Source organism: Rhizobium sp. S163 (assembly GCF_030380805.1).
Lineage (GTDB): Bacteria > Pseudomonadota > Alphaproteobacteria > Rhizobiales > Rhizobiaceae > Rhizobium.
Genome location: NZ_JAUDSA010000018.1, coordinates 14,159 through 26,371, shown reverse-complemented (window position 1 = coordinate 26,371; position 12,213 = coordinate 14,159). Strand labels below are relative to the sequence as shown.

Below are 12,213 nucleotides of genomic sequence, written 5' to 3'. Positions count from 1 at the left end.
TCTTCGGGCAAAGGATGGAGAGAAGGGTGGGAGGCTGGCACGATGACCCGTGCCTGGCTCGTTAGGGCTGCTTCCTTCCGGACCTGACCCGGTTGGCGAGTGGCTCGTCCACCACCAACCTCCCGAAGGCACATATCGGCAATATCGCGATCAAAAGCAAGCCAAGCTCCGAAAAAACTGCTAGCCTATGGAAAACTCTGGAGGAATACCCGTTGGACGCTTTCAAACTCGACCACCGGCTGGCCAATGACAGCATCAGTATCCTGAAAACGGGCCTCTGCGACTTCCGGCTCGCCAGGGACTGTCGCTGGCCATGGCTGATCCTCGTGCCGCAGCGCGCCGATATCACCGAGATTTTCGAGCTGACGCCGCTCGACCAGGTGATGCTGACCTTCGAGACGGAACTGGCGTCGACCGCCTTGAAGAAGGTGACCGGGGCGACAAAAATCAATGTCGCGGCTATTGGCAATATCGTCCGCCAGCTTCATGTTCATGTCGTCGCGCGCTTCGAAGGTGATCCGAACTGGCCCGGCCCGATCTGGGGCTACGGCAAGGCGGAGGCCTATGAGGACGCGAAACGAGACCAATTCATAGAGACGATGCGGGAAGCCCTTTCATCATGAGCCGTTCGCTTTTCGAGACGGATGTACCCCATCCCGAGCCCAGCAATCTGACGGCATTCGCCGCCAACGACCTGATCCGCGATTCCGAGCATCGCAACGAAAACTCGGTGGACGAGGCGCTCGCCAAGGATGGAACCCATATTTTCGCTTTCACCGGCGACAAGCTTGTATTGAAGCATGACGGCCAGGTGCTCGACCCGCTGTTTGCGCGCTACGAGCTGACCGATCTCAAGCCCAACTGGGACGAGACGATCCTGCTCGGCTACCGCAAGACCGGCGAGCCGAGGCTGGCGGTGCCGGTCGCCGTGCCGGAAGAAGAGTTGTCCAGCCAATACAAGCCCGCCGACGGCCGCTCGCTCTATCGCGACATGCTGCTCGACGACGTGTTGCTTGGCGAGTTCGCGCAGGGCGCCAGCCTGATCCGCTGGAATAGCGACAACCGGCTCTGCGGTCGCTGCGGCTCCGGCATGGACATGCATATCGGCGGCTACAAGCGCGTCTGCTCCTCCTGCCAGCACACGATCTTCCCGCGCACCGACCCTGTCGTCATCATGCTTACCATCGACGAGGAGCGCGATCTCTGCCTGCTCGGGCGCGGTCCGCATTTCGCGCCGGGCATGTATTCCTGTCTCGCCGGCTTCGTCGAGCCCGGCGAAACCATCGAGAATGCCGTGCGCCGCGAGACGCTGGAAGAATCCGGCATCCGCACCGGGCGCATCCGCTACCACGCCTCCCAGCCCTGGCCGATGCCGCACACGCTGATGATCGGCTGCTACGCCGAGGCCAAGTCACGCGACATCAACCGCGACGAGCAGGAGCTCGAGGACTGCCGCTGGTTTACCCGCGAGGAGACGATCGAGATGCTCGAGCGTCCCGGCGCCAACGGCAGCGCCCCGCCGCCGAAGGGCGCCATCGCCCACCGCCTGATGCGCGACTGGGTGGAGTGGAAGAAATAGGCCAATAGAATGGCACGCTCCGAGAGGCTGCTGACACTGCTGCAAACGCTGCGCCGTTACCGGCGGCCGGTGAGCGGCGCGGTGCTGGCCGAGGAAACCGGCGTCAGCATCCGCACGCTCTACCGCGACATTGCCAGTCTGCAGGCGCAGGGGGCGCTGATCGAGGGCGAGCCGGGGCTTGGCTACATCCTCAGACCCGGCTTCATGCTGCCGCCGATGATGTTTTCGCAAGACGAGATCGAGGCGCTGGTGCTGGGATCGCGTTGGGTGGCGCGGGCGGCCGATCCGAGGCTGGCGGCAGCGGGCGCCGATGCACTCGCCAAGATCGCCGACGTTTTGCCGCGCGAGATCCGCGATGAGATCGAAACATCCCCTCTCCTCATCCACATGCGCCCGCCAATATCGAGCAAGGCCGACATGGGCGTGATCCGCAAGGCGATCCGCGGCGAGCGGGTGCTGAAGCTCACCTATACCGACGAGGGCGGCGCGGTCTCCATCCGCAATGTCTGGCCCTTCGCCATCAGCTATACCGAGCAGGTTCGGATGATCGTTGCCTGGTGCGAGCTCAGACAGGATTACCGGCATTTCCGCACCGATCGCATCGTGGAAATGATCCCGCAGGAAACGCGCTATCCGCGCCGCCGCGCCGTGCTGCTGCAGGAGTGGAGCGACCGCGAAATCGCACCGCGAGAACAGAAAACACTACTGCCATAAACTGACAGCATATGAGTCTAGTATAGGTCCTATCGAAACAGGAGGACCTGCCATGACGAGCCCGAACACGTCCCAGACCATGGGCCAGACGACGCGCGGCAACCACCGTTCCGACGAGGCCAGCTCCGACACCTGGTATCCGCAGTCGCTGATGCTGAGGATGATGCAGAATGCATCGCGCGGCATGGCGCATAGCATGGGACGGGCCGGCGCGCCGCGTCTCGATCCGCAATCCATGTCGGAAAACCTGAGGCGCGATATCGGCGTCATCGACTGGGACAGCCGCGACCGCGAGCGGTAACCGACACGCTTACATTTCAATCACGCTTTTGACCGCTGCCGGCAAGCCCAGCGGCGTTCGCATCATCACGTCATTTTCACGCAGAGGGACACCATCATGAACAGCCCCAATCTCATCATTCTCTATGTCCGCGATCCCGCCGCAAGCGCCAGCTTCTACAAGGCGCTCCTCAACCGCGAGCCGGTCGCATCAGCCCCCAATTTCGTGGCTTTCGCGCTCGATGGCGGCTTCACGCTCGGCCTGTGGCGGCTGAGCAGCGTCGTGCCGCAACCATCGGCGATCGGCAGCCGCGCCGAGATCGCCTTCATGGTTCCTGGCGAAAACGGCGTCTCCAACCTTTACCGCGACTGGCGCGATCGCCACCTGCCGATCGCTCAGGACCTGACCGATCTCGACTTCGGTCCGACGTTCGTGGTGCTCGATCCGGATGGGCATCGGTTGCGGGTTTGTGAGCCGGATAAGTAAGCGTCATTGCTGAGCATTAAAAAGGGCGCCGAGGCGCCCTTTTTCGTTACTTCTGCAGCAGGCCCCGCATCGGGTGGCCCTTGTAGACGCCGAGGATGCGTACCTTCTCGGAGAAGAACTGCAGCTCTTCCAGCGCGCGGCGGACATTGGCGTCGCCGGGGTGACCTTCGATGTCGGCGTAGAACTGGGTGGCGACGAACTTGCCGCCGAGCTGGTAGCTTTCCAGCTTGGTCATGTTGATGCTGTTGGTGGCAAAGCCGCCGAGCGCCTTGTAGAGCGCTGCTGGAATATTGCGGACGTTGAAGACAAAGGTGGTGACCAGCTTCTCTTCGGCCGCCCCGCGCTCGGCCCACTTCTCGTCACGCGAGAGAATGACGAAGCGGGTGACGTTGTCTTCGGTGTCCTCGACGTTTTCGGCAATGATATCGAGCTTGTAGAGGTCGGCGGCCAGACGCGGCGCGAGCGCTGCCATCGAGCGGTCGCCGGTTTCCTGCACCAGCTTGGCGGCACCCGCCGTATCGCCGGCAACCACGGCCTTCCAGCCGTTGGCGCGGACGATCTTGCGGCACTGGCCGAGCGCGTGGATGTGGCTGTGGACCGTGCGGACCTCGTCCTTGGTGACGCCCGGCAGCACCATGAGCTGGAAGCGGATCGGCATGAAATACTCGCCGATGATGTGCAGGCGCGATTCCGGCAGTAGGTGGTGAATATCAGCGACGCGGCCGGCGATGGTGTTTTCGATCGGGATCATCGCCAGATCGGCATCGCCGCTTTCGAGCGCCACGAAGGCATCCTCGAAGGTCTGGCACGGCAGCGGCTCCATATCAGGAAACATGTCGCGGCAGGCCATGTCGGAATTGGCGCCGAAGTCGCCCTGGAAGGCGATTTTGTTGGTCTTGATGCTCATGGGAGATCCGTTACTTCACTTGTGCGGAAAGAATGCGCCGCGCCTTTTCAAGGTCGGCGGGAGTATCGACACCGAGCGGAACGGTGTCAACGATCTCGACATCGATGCGCATGCCGGCTTCCAGCGCCCGCAGCTGCTCCAGCGATTCGCGCTTTTCGAGCGTGGAGGGCCCGAGCGATACGAAGCGCTCCAGTGCCGCGCGGCGATAGGTGTAAAGGCCGATGTGATGATAGAGCGGGCCTTCGCCATAAGGGGCCGTCGCCCGCGTGAAATAGAGCGCCCGCATGCGGGTCTCGGACATTGGCGAGCCGACCACCTTGACGATATGCGGCGCCGTCTTGTCTTCCTCGTTGTCGATGGCGATCGTCAGCGTGGCGATATCGACCTCGGCGTCTTCCAGCGGGCGCAGCGATGCGCGCACCGTTTCCGGCTCGATCGTCGGCAGGTCACCCTGGACGTTGACGATATATTCGATGCGGCCTTCGGGATCGACCTTGGTCAGCGCCTCGTAAATGCGGTCGGAGCCGGACTGGTGCGCCTTGGCGGTCATGACGACCTCGAAACCGGCGGCTGCGACCACGTCGAACACTTCCTGCTCGTCGACGGCTACGACCACGCGGCCGATCGCGGCCTCCTTCGCTCGAAGAGCCACCTGGATGACCATCGGCTTGCCGCAGATGTCGGCGAGCGGCTTTCCGGGCAGTCGGGTGGATGCCATGCGGGCCGGAATGAGGACGAGTACGTTGTCTAAATTTGGACTTGCCATTGCTCAGGCCTTCATTTCCGGGCGGAAAGGTGTCAAAAAGTCTCATGCTGCCGAGGTGTTCGGCTGTTGCAAGAACTAGCCAAAAGACATAGGTTTCGCTCGATTTCAAGTGACAGACCGGTTTTATGTCTGCCGGCTGTGAGGGGGGAGCATCACAGATGAATTCTTACGTGAATACGGCGGTGGGAGCGCTACTTGGGACGGTTTTCGTCCTGATGTCCGTATCCATCGCTTCGGAAAGCCTGTTTCATTCGGAAAATCCGGAGAAAGAGGGCTTTGCCATTGTAGCCGAGGAAGCTTCGGCCGCCGATGCCGGTGGCGCTGCTCCGGCTGCCGCCGTGCCGATCGCGCAGCTGCTTGCGAAAGCCGACGCAAAGGCCGGCGAAACGGTCTTCAAGAAGTGTCAGGCCTGTCATGACGGCACGAAAGGGGGACCGAACAAGGTCGGGCCGAACCTCTTTGGTGTCGTAGATCGTCCGATCGGCTCGCATGAAGGTTTCGCCTATTCCGCCGCCATGAAGGATTTTTCCAAGGGCGCCAGCGAGAAGTGGACCTTCGATCACCTGAACCACTTCTTGGCCGCGCCGAAGAAGTACATTGCCGGAACGGCGATGGGCTTTGCCGGCCTCCAGAAGGACACCGACCGCGCCAACGTGATCCTCTACCTGCACACGCTGGCCGATTCGCCGGTGCCGCTGCCGGATCCGAACGCGCCTGATTCGGCGACGCAGTGAGATCATCCATTGCATGAAATGCGAAAGCCCGGCCGATGCGCCGGGCTTTTTCGTTTCAGGTATTTCGATTATCCGAGCAGGTAGGCCCAGAAGGAGACGGTGATGGCGCCGAGTGCCGTCGTCAGCGTGATCGTCGAGGCGGCCAAGCTGTGGCCGACGCCGAAGCGGTTGGCGATCAGCCAGGCGTTGACGCCTGTCGGGACCGCCGAGATCAGGACGAGTGCGGCGGTCCAATCGCTTTCCAGACCGAGCAGGTGGCTGGTCGTCCAGACGCAGGCGGGCAAGAGCAGCAGCTTGAAGGCGGAGGTGACGCTGGCGATGCCGGCATTGCCCGAGGTGCCGTATTGCTGCAGCGCCATGCCGAGCGAGATCAGGGCGACGGGGCCGGATACGCCGGCGATCTGATCGACCACGAGTTCGACCGGCATCGGCATGGTCCAGCCGAGCAGATGCATGAGGGCGCCGCCAGCGAGCCCGATGACGAGCGGATTGCGCACGAGATTGCTGGCGATCTGGCGCAGCACCGCGACGATGCTGCGGCCAGGGCCGCCGGCGATCTTGTGCTCGGCGCGCTCCATCAGAATGGTGCCGATGATCATCATGACAGGCAGGTGCACGGCGATCAGGATCGACAGCGGCACGAGGCCCTTGTCGCCGACGGTGCGCTGAACGAGCGGCAGGCCGATGAAGATGGTGTTGGCAAAGGCCGACGACACGCCGGCAAGCACGCCGATCCGGTCATCGCGGCCGAAGAAGCGCGTGGCGGCGATATGGGCGGCGGTCCAGGTGATGGCAACGCCGGAGAAGTAGGCGATCCAGAGCCGGAAGGGCGACGCGCCCTTGAAGTCCGCTTCGGCGATGGTGCGGAAGAGCAGCAACGGCACGGCGATCTTGAAGACGAAGTCGCTCAAGGCATCGCCGACCTCCGCCTTCATCAACCCCACTTTGACGATCAGCCAGCCGATGAGGATCATCACGAAGATGGGAAGAACGTCGAGAAAGATGGCGGACATCGGGGACGGATTGCCTATTGCATGGAATATCAAAGGTCTAACAGCAAACTGTTCGCGCTGACAAACCGGAATGACATCGAGCCTTGGCGCAAACGCAAAAAAAGCGGGGTTCGGCCCGCTTTTCCGCATCCGGTCCTGCCGGATTGCCGGTTGGTCATGCTGCCAGTTCATCCGTGGTCAGCGTCGCACCGGTATCGTCGAAGGGCATCGTTTTACTTGCCGGGCCCTTCTTGATCGGCGACTGCCCTAAAGCCGTCCATGCCGATCTTGTTGATGGAAGATATAGCCAGCCAAAATGACAGGCGAATGACGTCCACGCGGCATTTTTGCGAAAGGATTGGCCGCAAATCCGGCATTTCTGCTTCCCATGGGCTGAAAATTCGCTAAGACCGACTACCGGCTATCACCAAAACCGGGACCTCCCATTTCATGACCAAATTCGATGTACTGACTGTCGGCAACGCCATCGTCGATATCATCGCGCGTTGCGACGACCAGTTCCTCATTGATCACAAGATCACCAAGGCAGCGATGAACCTGATCGATGCCGAGCGCGCCGAACTGCTCTACAACCACATGGGCCCGGCGCTGGAAGCCTCGGGCGGCAGTGCCGGCAACACGGCGGCCGGTATCGCCAATTTCGGCGGCAAGGCTGCCTATTTCGGCAAGGTCGCCGAAGACCAGCTGGGCGAGATTTTCGCACACGACATCCGCGCCCAGGGCGTGCACTACCAGACGCAGCCGAAGGGCAAGTTCCCGCCGACCGCCCGCTCGATGATCTTCGTGACAGAAGACGGCGAGCGTTCGATGAACACCTATCTCGGCGCCTGCGTCGAACTCGGACCGGAGGATGTCGAGCCCGAGGTCGTGGCGCAGTCGAAGGTCACCTATTTCGAAGGCTATCTCTGGGATCCGCCGCGCGCCAAGGAAGCGATCCGCGATTGCGCCCGTATCGCCCATGAGAACGGCCGCGAAATGTCGATGACGCTTTCCGACAGCTTCTGCGTCGGCCGCTACCGCGACGAGTTTCTCGACCTGATGCGGACAGGCACCGTCGACATCGTGTTCGCCAACAAGCAGGAAGCACTGGCGCTCTACGAGACCGAGGATTTCGAAGAGGCGCTCGTCAAGATCGCGCAGGATTGCAAGATCGCCGCGGTGACGATGAGCGAAGAGGGTGCCGTCATATTGAAGGGCAGCGAGCGCTTCTATGTCAGCGCCATCGAGATCAAGGAGCTTGTCGACACGACCGGCGCCGGCGATCTGTTCGCGGCGGGTTTCCTTTACGGCTACACGCAGGGGCGGACGCTCGAGGATTGCGGCAAGCTCGGCTGCCTGGCGGCCGGTATCGTCATCCAGCAAATCGGACCGCGCCCGATGAAGTCGCTCACCGAGGCCGGCAAGCAGGCGGGTCTTCTCTAAGGCCTGACTTACCTCTGGCGTACCTGCCCTCTGACTTATCTGGAAGCCTTCAATCCGTTGAAGGCTTCTCTTATTTGAAGGCCTCACTTACTTGAAGGCTTCGCCTGGATCGGCCTTACTTAAAGGCCTCTCCGGGATAGGCGCCCCAGATTTCCGACTGTGCCACCCAGCCTTCGGCGCCGTCGATCTTGGCGAGGCACCAGTCGCCGGTGCATTCGCCGATGTTCATCATCACGCCGGGCTCCAGCTTGGCGACGACAGTCGCGGATGGCTGGGCCTCGCGGCGCACGTTGACGAAGACGCTCTTGCCCTTGCCCTTCATCCAGGGGGCGGCAATGGCGGCGCGGGAGCCCGACAGCAGCGACTGGTTGACCCAGCCCTCGGTGCCATCGGCATCGCGCACCTGGCGCCAGTTGTCATATTCCTGGATGATTTCCACCGGCAGGCCGGCTTTCAGATACATCCACGACGCGGCATAGTCGGTGCCGGGGCCGATGCGCAGATTGACGCGCTTGGATTTCAGCGTGACGAAGCGCGGCAGCGGCAGGCCGCTCGGACCCTTCGCCGCCTGGGCATAGCCAAGCTCGGCGGTGCCGGCCGAAAGCACAAAGCCCAACGCGAGGGCGAGGCATGATTTCAGGACTGTGCTGCGCATGACGATTTCCGTTCGCTAAAATCCAGGCGGTTCCTCCGCCTGGTTTCCGGACCTCGACATTCCCGCGCACGCTCAACGAGTTTTGTTTGTCTTCGCGTACGGGTCTGGTAGAAATTCCCCGGAACGGGAAAATTATCCCGCGTCTTGGTTAAGGACCTCTGAACAAGGCAGCAGCTCCAGGATATGACGACAAAGAAAAAAACGAAGGTCTACATTACCCGCAAGCTGCCGGATGCCGTCGAAACGCGCATGCGCGAATTATTCGACGCCGAGCTCAACATCGACGACACGCCACGCACCACCGCGCAGCTGGCGGCAGCGATGAAGAGCGCCGACGTGCTGGTGCCGACAGTGACCGACCGGATCGACGCGGCGCTGATCGACGAGGCCGGGCCGCAGCTGAAGCTGATCGCCAGTTTCTCCAACGGCACGGACCACATCGATGTCGAGGCCGCCGCCCGCAAGGGCATCACCGTCACTAACACGCCGAACGTGCTCACCGAGGATACCGCCGACATGACGATGGCGCTGATCCTCGCCGTGCCGCGCCGGCTTGGCGAAGGTGCGCGTGTGCTGACCGACCGGCCCGGCGAATGGGCCGGATGGTCGCCGACCTGGATGCTCGGACGGCGCATTCACGGCAAGCGGATCGGCATTGTCGGCATGGGCCGGATCGGCACCGCCGTTGCCCGCCGTGCCAAGGCCTTCGGCCTCTCCATTCACTATCACAACCGCAAGCGGGTGACGGCGACGACGGAAGACGAGCTCGAGGCGACGTATTGGGAAAGCCTCGACCAGATGCTGGCGCGCGTCGACATCGTATCGGTCAACTGCCCGTCGACGCCGGCGACCTTCCATCTGCTCTCGGCGCGGCGTCTCGCGCTGCTGCAGCCGACGGCCTATCTCGTCAACACGGCGCGCGGCGACGTGATCGACGAGGCGGCGCTGATCAAGTCGCTCAGGGAAGGCAAGCTTGCCGGCGCCGGGCTCGACGTGTTCGAGAACGAGCCGGCGGTCAATCCGAAGCTGATCAAGCTCGCCAACGAGGGCAAGGTGGTGCTTCTGCCGCATATGAGCTCTGCCACGATCGAGGGCCGTATCGACATGGGCGACAAGGTGATCATCAACATCCGCGCCTTCATGGACGGCCACCGCCCGCCGAACCGGGTGCTGCCGGGGCGTTAAGCTGGCAGGCGCTTGCGCATCTCGATCGAGGTGACGCAGGTGAAGCCCGGATGGGCGTTCTCGGCGGTCTTTTCAAAGCCCCAACGGCCGAAGACAGCGTGGTTTTCGGTAAGCTCGATGCGTGTTTCCAACCGCAGCGCCGGCAGCGAGAGTGTGCGCGCCGTGTCCTCGGCAATAGTCAGCAACCGCCGACCGATGCCGCGCCGTTCGGCAGCCGGCGCCACCGCCAGCTTGCCGACATAGAGGCAATCCGCCTCGGGCCGCAGGAAGATGCAGCCGACAAGCGCGCCCTCTTCGATCACGACATAGGCGATCTCGGCTTGCGCCTTGGCAGCCAGAGATTCGACCGTCAACTTGAGCGCCGAGGATGGCGGGTCGATGCGGTCGTTCATGTAAGCGAAGGACGACAGGATGAGCGCGAGAAGCTCGTCCCAGCGGGCGAAATCGGCATCGAGGCGAAGGATGGTCACGATGCCTGGCTTTGGCTCTGTTTGGCGCGCCGACGCTTGTAGCGGATGGTGTCGAAGCGTGCCGCAAGCGCATCATAGAGCAGCAGGCGGCCGACCAGCGGCTCGCCGGTCCCGGTTATGAGCTTGATCGCTTCCATCGCCATCAGCGTGCCGATGACGCCCGTGAGCGCGCCGATGACGCCGGTCTCGGCGCAAACGGGGATCAAGCCTTCCGGCGGCTTTTCCGGGAAGAGGTCGCGGTAGGTGGGATTGAGCACGCCATCGGCAGCGGCCTCATAGGGCTTCAGCACGGTGACCGAGCCATCGAACCGGCCGACGGCGCCGGTTACCAGCGGCAACTGCGCCGCTTCGGCGGCGTCGGCAGCGGTGTAGCGTGTGTCGAAATTGTCCGAACCGTCGATGACGAGATCGAAGCCGGAGAGATGGCGGCGGGCGCTATCTGAGGAGAAGCGCTCCTCGAAGCGGATGACGCGGACGTGCGGATTGAGCCTTGCGATGGCGAAGGCGGCACTTTCCGTCTTCAATTCGCCGATCGTGCCGGAATCGTGGATGACCTGGCGCTGCAGATTGGAGAGCGACACCCGGTCGTCATCGGAAATGCCGAGCGTGCCAACGCCGGCTGCCGCGAGATATTGCAGGATGGGGGCGCCGAGGCCGCCGGCGCCGATGACGAGCACGCGCGCCGCCTTCAGCTTCTGCTGGCCGGCGCCGCCGATCTCAGGCAGCAGGATGTGGCGCTGGTAGCGGGCGATTTCTTCCGGGCTCAACGGTTCCATGGGCGCGATGCTAGCATGGCCCTTGGCGGCGGGGAAAGTGTCGGTCATTCGAATATCTTTCCATCGGCAACGGTGAAGAATTGCGCCCGATCGCCGAGCGCTGCGAACATCGACCGATCGGTGCCGGTCATGAAGGCCTGGCCGCCGAGCGCGTCGATCAGATCGAAGAGCGCGGCGCGCCTGTTTTCGTCGAGATGGGCGGCGATCTCATCGAGCAGCAGGATCGGCGCATGACCGGTGAGATTGGCGACGAGACGGGCGTGCGCCATGATCAGGCCGACCAGCAGCGCCTTCTGCTCGCCGGTCGAGCAGCGCGCCGCCTCCATGCGCTTGTCGCGGTGGCGGACGAGCAGGTCGGCGCGGTGCGGCCCCTCCAGCGTGCGGCCGGCGGCGGCGTCGCGGTAGCGGCTTTCGGCAAGCTGTGCCGCGTATTCATCCTCGAGATCGACGGCAGGGCGATCGAACTGGCCATCCATGAAGCCGGCGAGATCAAGCGAGGCCGACGGGAACGGCGAAGTCTCGCGGGTTTCCTCGATGAGGCGGACAAGCAGGCCCAGCATCTCCTGGCGGGCCATGGCCATGGCGATGCCGAGCGTTGCCATCTGCTCCTCGATGCCCGAGAGCCAGGAGGGATCGAAGCGGCGCTCGTCGAGCAGCTTGTTGCGGCTGCGCATGGCGCGCTCGAAATCGCTGGCGCGGCGGCCATGGGCGGGATCGAGCGACAGCACAAGGCGATCGAGAAAGCGGCGACGCTCGGACGAGCCGCCGGTGAAGAGGCCGTCCATCGAGGGCGTCAGCCAGAGAAGGCGCAGGTGATCGGTGAGCTCGTCGGCGGTCTTTGCCGGCGTGCCGTTGATGCGCAGACGGCGCGACGTGCTCTCGTCGTTGCCGTCGACCCCGGTGCCGATCTCGACCTCGCCATCCATACCGTCGAGGGCCGCGAAGATCGTGAAGCCGCCATGGGCGCCGACGCGGGTGACATCGCCATAGGTGGCCCGGCGCATGCCCCGTCCCGGCGACAGAAACGACACCGCCTCCATCAGATTGGTCTTGCCGGCCCCATTATCCCCCACCAACACCACATGCCGGCCATCCAACTGCAAACCGGCCGACGCATAATTGCGAAAGTCGGTGAGCTTGAGACGGGACAGGGAAACCTTGTGGGGCATGCTTTATCCGGATTCGTGACGGCTGAGAGCTAAGCGCTATGGGCGCGGATGGCAAGG

15 protein-coding genes and 1 other RNA gene are annotated in these 12,213 nt (G+C 63.1%); 8 read left to right on the top strand and 8 right to left on the bottom strand.

The genetic code is table 11. The features are described from left to right. Nucleotides 1–26: 26 nt before the first annotated feature. Nucleotides 27–123, bottom strand: an RNA gene (gene ffs, locus QTL96_RS15615) — signal recognition particle sRNA small type. A gap of 89 nt (nt 124–212) precedes the next feature. Between ffs and QTL96_RS15610 the strand changes: the two genes are divergently transcribed. From QTL96_RS15610 to QTL96_RS15590, 5 genes are all read left to right on the top strand, one after another. After that, a complete protein-coding gene (locus tag QTL96_RS15610; RefSeq protein ID WP_111563253.1) occupies nt 213–623 on the top strand; it encodes an HIT family protein in 411 nt (136 codons plus the stop codon). Then, nucleotides 620–1,579, top strand: coding sequence for an NAD(+) diphosphatase (gene nudC / locus QTL96_RS15605; RefSeq protein WP_289728338.1), 960 nt, complete (start codon nt 620–622; stop codon nt 1,577–1,579). Before QTL96_RS15610 ends, nudC begins: the two co-directional genes overlap by 4 nt. Before the next feature lie 9 nt (nt 1,580–1,588). Beyond that, nucleotides 1,589–2,293 carry a YafY family protein gene (locus QTL96_RS15600; protein ID WP_047506525.1) on the top strand — a complete coding sequence of 235 codons (705 nt, stop codon included), beginning with the start codon at nt 1,589–1,591 and terminating at the stop codon, nt 2,291–2,293. 52 nt (nt 2,294–2,345) lie between these two features. Next, a complete protein-coding gene (locus QTL96_RS15595) occupies nt 2,346–2,594 on the top strand; it encodes a hypothetical protein (RefSeq protein ID WP_289728337.1) in 249 nt (82 codons plus the stop codon). Nucleotides 2,595–2,690: 96 nt separating this feature from the next. Next, entirely contained in the window at nt 2,691–3,059 is a 369-nt protein-coding gene (locus QTL96_RS15590; protein ID WP_289728336.1) for a VOC family protein, read from the top strand. A gap of 46 nt (nt 3,060–3,105) precedes the next feature. On the opposite strand, the gene QTL96_RS15585 is transcribed toward QTL96_RS15590, so the two are convergent. Both QTL96_RS15585 and QTL96_RS15580 read right to left on the bottom strand, forming a co-directional pair. Further along, on the bottom strand, nt 3,106–3,966 hold the full coding sequence (locus tag QTL96_RS15585) for a prephenate dehydratase (protein ID WP_018899097.1): 861 nt from the start codon (nt 3,964–3,966) through the stop codon (nt 3,106–3,108). A 10-nt stretch (nt 3,967–3,976) separates the two neighbouring features. Next, nucleotides 3,977–4,732 carry a 3-deoxy-manno-octulosonate cytidylyltransferase gene (locus tag QTL96_RS15580; protein ID WP_289728335.1) on the bottom strand — a complete coding sequence of 252 codons (756 nt, stop codon included), beginning with the start codon at nt 4,730–4,732 and terminating at the stop codon, nt 3,977–3,979. A 158-nt stretch (nt 4,733–4,890) separates the two neighbouring features. On the opposite strand from QTL96_RS15580, the gene QTL96_RS15575 reads away from it, so the two are divergent. Then, nucleotides 4,891–5,466 (top strand): cytochrome c family protein, encoded by a 576-nt coding sequence (locus tag QTL96_RS15575; RefSeq protein WP_112822261.1) that lies wholly within the window; start codon nt 4,891–4,893, stop codon nt 5,464–5,466. A 68-nt stretch (nt 5,467–5,534) separates the two neighbouring features. Here QTL96_RS15575 and QTL96_RS15570 read toward each other — a convergent pair whose 3' ends face one another. Next, on the bottom strand, nt 5,535–6,479 hold the full coding sequence (locus QTL96_RS15570; protein WP_289728334.1) for an AEC family transporter: 945 nt from the start codon (nt 6,477–6,479) through the stop codon (nt 5,535–5,537). A 429-nt stretch (nt 6,480–6,908) separates the two neighbouring features. Here QTL96_RS15570 and QTL96_RS15565 point away from each other — a divergent pair, with 429 nt between their 5' ends. Continuing rightward, the gene (locus QTL96_RS15565; protein ID WP_112435968.1) at nt 6,909–7,901 is read left to right on the top strand and encodes an adenosine kinase; all 993 of its coding nucleotides are present in this window, start codon (nt 6,909–6,911) and stop codon (nt 7,899–7,901) included. Between the two features lie 115 nt (nt 7,902–8,016). Here the strand turns inward: QTL96_RS15565 and QTL96_RS15560 are convergent, their stop codons facing one another. Then, nucleotides 8,017–8,556, bottom strand: a complete 540-nt coding sequence (locus QTL96_RS15560; RefSeq protein ID WP_018899091.1) for an SH3 domain-containing protein — start codon at nt 8,554–8,556, stop codon at nt 8,017–8,019. A gap of 183 nt (nt 8,557–8,739) precedes the next feature. Between QTL96_RS15560 and QTL96_RS15555 the strand changes: the two genes are divergently transcribed. Continuing rightward, the gene (locus QTL96_RS15555) at nt 8,740–9,741 is read left to right on the top strand and encodes a D-glycerate dehydrogenase (protein WP_209232172.1); all 1,002 of its coding nucleotides are present in this window, start codon (nt 8,740–8,742) and stop codon (nt 9,739–9,741) included. On the opposite strand, the gene QTL96_RS15550 is transcribed toward QTL96_RS15555, so the two are convergent. From QTL96_RS15550 to recF, 3 genes are read right to left on the bottom strand one after another with little or no spacing between them, the layout of a single operon-like run. Further along, nucleotides 9,738–10,211, bottom strand: coding sequence for a GNAT family N-acetyltransferase (locus tag QTL96_RS15550; RefSeq protein ID WP_289728333.1), 474 nt, complete (start codon nt 10,209–10,211; stop codon nt 9,738–9,740). The two genes, QTL96_RS15555 and QTL96_RS15550, sit on opposite strands and share 4 nt — an antisense overlap. After that, on the bottom strand, nt 10,208–11,035 hold the full coding sequence (locus tag QTL96_RS15545) for a molybdopterin-synthase adenylyltransferase MoeB (RefSeq protein ID WP_289728332.1): 828 nt from the start codon (nt 11,033–11,035) through the stop codon (nt 10,208–10,210). The genes QTL96_RS15550 and QTL96_RS15545 overlap by 4 nt, the downstream gene beginning before the upstream one ends. Continuing rightward, nucleotides 11,032–12,156 carry a DNA replication/repair protein RecF gene (recF, locus tag QTL96_RS15540; RefSeq protein WP_018899087.1) on the bottom strand — a complete coding sequence of 375 codons (1,125 nt, stop codon included), beginning with the start codon at nt 12,154–12,156 and terminating at the stop codon, nt 11,032–11,034. Before recF ends, QTL96_RS15545 begins: the two co-directional genes overlap by 4 nt. Between the last annotated feature and the right edge of the window lie 57 nt (nt 12,157–12,213).

What these genes read in the sequence shown, in the direction of transcription:
- nudC (WP_289728338.1), top strand. Translation starts at nt 620, where the DNA reads ATGAGCCGTTCGCTTTTCGAGACGGATGTACCCCATCCCGAGCCCAGC.
- QTL96_RS15600 (WP_047506525.1), top strand. Translation starts at nt 1,589, where the DNA reads ATGGCACGCTCCGAGAGGCTGCTGACACTGCTGCAAACGCTGCGCCGT.
- QTL96_RS15595 (WP_289728337.1), top strand. Translation starts at nt 2,346, where the DNA reads ATGACGAGCCCGAACACGTCCCAGACCATGGGCCAGACGACGCGCGGC.
- QTL96_RS15590 (WP_289728336.1), top strand. Translation starts at nt 2,691, where the DNA reads ATGAACAGCCCCAATCTCATCATTCTCTATGTCCGCGATCCCGCCGCA.
- QTL96_RS15585 (WP_018899097.1), bottom strand. Translation starts at nt 3,966, where the DNA reads ATGAGCATCAAGACCAACAAAATCGCCTTCCAGGGCGACTTCGGCGCC.
- QTL96_RS15580 (WP_289728335.1), bottom strand. Translation starts at nt 4,732, where the DNA reads ATGGCAAGTCCAAATTTAGACAACGTACTCGTCCTCATTCCGGCCCGC.
- QTL96_RS15575 (WP_112822261.1), top strand. Translation starts at nt 4,891, where the DNA reads ATGAATTCTTACGTGAATACGGCGGTGGGAGCGCTACTTGGGACGGTT.
- QTL96_RS15570 (WP_289728334.1), bottom strand. Translation starts at nt 6,479, where the DNA reads ATGTCCGCCATCTTTCTCGACGTTCTTCCCATCTTCGTGATGATCCTC.
- QTL96_RS15565 (WP_112435968.1), top strand. Translation starts at nt 6,909, where the DNA reads ATGACCAAATTCGATGTACTGACTGTCGGCAACGCCATCGTCGATATC.
- QTL96_RS15560 (WP_018899091.1), bottom strand. Translation starts at nt 8,556, where the DNA reads ATGCGCAGCACAGTCCTGAAATCATGCCTCGCCCTCGCGTTGGGCTTT.
- QTL96_RS15555 (WP_209232172.1), top strand. Translation starts at nt 8,740, where the DNA reads ATGACGACAAAGAAAAAAACGAAGGTCTACATTACCCGCAAGCTGCCG.
- QTL96_RS15545 (WP_289728332.1), bottom strand. Translation starts at nt 11,035, where the DNA reads ATGACCGACACTTTCCCCGCCGCCAAGGGCCATGCTAGCATCGCGCCC.
- recF (WP_018899087.1), bottom strand. Translation starts at nt 12,156, where the DNA reads ATGCCCCACAAGGTTTCCCTGTCCCGTCTCAAGCTCACCGACTTTCGC.